Source organism: Pseudomonas sp. P20 (assembly GCF_016463925.1).
Lineage (GTDB): Bacteria > Pseudomonadota > Gammaproteobacteria > Pseudomonadales > Pseudomonadaceae > Pseudomonas > Pseudomonas aeruginosa.
The window spans coordinates 1-1,767 of sequence record NZ_JAEMVM010000086.1 but is presented as its reverse complement, the minus strand read 5'-3'; the positions used below and the strand labels follow the sequence as shown (position 1 = coordinate 1,767).

1 pseudogene is annotated in these 1,767 nt (G+C 72.4%); it reads right to left on the bottom strand.

The annotated features are described in order from the left end of the window. Positions 1-1,767: pseudogene (locus JHD77_RS31685) on the bottom strand (hemagglutinin); the annotation flags it as partial.

Here is a 1,767-nt window from a genome sequence, read left to right as displayed (position 1 = left end):
CACGCCGTAGGCGTTGTTCAGGTCGCCAGCGACCAGCCGCGTGCTGCCGCTGCGGCCGAGGGCGCGCAGGCTGCCGCCGCTGTTGTCGATCGCGGCGGCGCGCAGGTGCAGCTCGCTTTCGCTTTCCAACTGGCCGAAGCGGTTGGCCAGCGCGCCGGCCAGGCTGAAGTCGATGCGCCCGGCGCCGACCTTGCCGCCCTGGCCCGCCGCCGCGCCCTGGTTGAGGAAGCGCTGGCCGTCGAGGCTGAGCAGGCCGCTGGCGTAGAGGCCGCCGCCCTGGTTGTCGAAGTCGGCGGTGACGATGCGGTTGTCGCCGCCCAGCGCCGAGAGATGGCCCTGCTGGTTGCGTACGCCTTGCCCGGCGCGAATCTCCAGCGACTGCGCCTGGGTGACGCCGGCGCTGTTGTCGAACAGCCCGGTGACCAGCTTCAGCCAACCCTTGGCGCTGTTGAGCACGCCGCCGGCGCCGTTGTCGAGGCTGCCGCTCTGCAGGTCGAGGTTGCCGGCCCGGCTGTCCAGGCGGCCGCCCTGGTTGTCCAGCGCGCCGCCGATACGCAGCCGGTTGTCACCCTGGGCCTGGAGCGTGCCCTGGCGGTTGTCCAGGCTGCCGGCCTGCACCTCGAGGGCGCCGGCCTGGCTGAAGATCAGGCCGTCCTGCTGGTTGCGCAGGGCGCCGCCGCCCAGGCGCAGGCTCATGCCGGCCTGGCTGGCGAGGGTGCCGGAGGCGCTGTTGTCGAGGCTGCCGGTGGTGATCTCCAGCAGCCCCTGGCTGACCAGCTTGCCGCCGCGGTTGTCGACGCTGGCGCTGCGCAGCAGCAGGTCGCCGCCGCTGGCCAGGCGCGCCGCGCCGGCGTTGACCAGGGCGCCGCCGAGGATGGCGTCGAGCCGGCCCTGGCTGATCAACTGGCCGTCGCTGTTATCCAGGCTGGCGCCCTTGAGCAGCAGGCTGCCGCCGTTGATCCGGCCGCCGGCGTTGTTCAGCAGCGTATCGTCGCGCTCGAAGCTCAGCGCGCGCTGCGCCGAGACCAGGCCGCCCTGGCCGTTGTCCAGCTTCCCGGCGATGCTCAGGGTCACGTCGCTTTCGCCGGAGACGATGCCCTGGGCGTTATCCAGGCTGGCGGCGTCGATCCGTTGCGCGCCCTTGCTGACCAGCGCGCCCTGGCCGTGGTTGTCCAGCGCGCCGCCGAGGCTGATGGCCAGCTCGCCGTCCTTGCTCGAAAGGGTGCCGCCGGCGCTGTTGTCCAGGCTCCCGCCTGTCACCGTCAGGCCCTGCCATCCGGAGAGCAGGCCGGCGCCGGCGTTGCCCAGCGCGTCGGCGTCCAGGCGCAGTTTCCCGGCGCTGATGATGCGCCCCTGCTGGCCGTTGTCGATGCGTCTGGCCAGCAGCTCGAAGCCCTGCTGGCTGGAAATCTCGCCGCCCTGGCGGTTGTCGAGGACGTTCAGCCGCTCGATGCTCAGCGGGCCGCGAGCACTGATCAGGCCACCCTGGTTGTCCAGGTCGCCGCCCCGCAGGTCGAGACTGACGCCGCGCTCGCCGACCAGCCGGCCCTGGCGTTGCACCAGGCGCTCGACCGTCAGGCGCAGGTCGCCCCGGGCGGAGATTTCGCCGCCGTCGGCGGAATCGACGCGCCCTGCCGTCAGTTCCAGTTCGCCGTCGCTGGTGAGCAGGCCGCCACGGTTGTCCAGGTTGGCGGCGCTCAGGCGCAGCGACTGCTTGCCACTGAGGGCGCCGCCACGGTTGTCGAGGTCGGCGCTGCTGACGTCCAG